1 protein-coding gene and 1 pseudogene are annotated in these 682 nt (G+C 66.9%); both read right to left on the bottom strand.

Going from position 1 to position 682, the window contains the following annotated elements; genetic code table 11:
• A partial coding sequence (locus AC1D0A_RS21955; RefSeq protein ID WP_476946841.1) for a serine dehydratase beta chain occupies window positions 1-141 on the bottom strand: 141 nt, incomplete at its 3' end.
• 184 nt (window positions 142-325) lie between these two features.
• Window positions 326-682: pseudogene (locus tag AC1D0A_RS21950) on the bottom strand (serine hydroxymethyltransferase); the annotation flags it as partial.

Raw genomic sequence — 682 nt, 5'->3', positions numbered from 1 at the left:
CCGCAGCGACGCCACCTTCTCCAGGTCCCCGGACGTTTTGAGCTCCTCGGCGAAGACCGCGGCGGCCCGCATCGGTCCCACCGTGTGGGAACTGGACGGCCCTATTCCGATGGAAAAGAGATCGAAGACTCCAACAGCCATTGTCGGTTTCCTAACTAGGTCTTGCTGTGGTCCGGCAGAGAGTCCTGCCGGAAGGCACTGCGGGCGCTGGTTGGCGGCCGCAGGCCGGATGCACGACGCCGGGCGGCGGCTTGTGGCGGCAACCCGGCGTCGTGATCTGTACTGCTGTTAGTTCTGTACTGCTGCTACTTCAGTCTTACGTCGCCTAGGCGAGGTTATCAACCGAGGGGTAGAGCGGGTGGGCGGCGGCGAGGGCCTGAACCCGGGTGCGCAGACCGGAGAGGTCCGCGCCGGCGTCGGCGATCAAAGCCTCAGCGATGATATCGGCAACCTCGGCGAAGGCCGCCTCGCCAAAACCGCGGGTCGCCAGCGCCGGGGTGCCGATCCGCAGCCCGGAGGTGACCATCGGCGGGCGCGGATCGAACGGGACGGCGTTGCGGTTGACGGTGATGTCGATTTCCGCGAGCCGGTCCTCGGCCTGCTGACCGTTGAGCTCGCAGTCGCGCAGGTCCACGAGGACCAGGTGCACGTCGGTGCCGCCGGAGATCACGTTGATCCCCTG

The sequence above is a fragment of the Arthrobacter sp. P1_D4 genome, from assembly GCF_056406115.1.
Note: the sequence above shows the minus strand (reverse complement) of the source record. Positions and strands in the feature narration are given on the sequence as shown.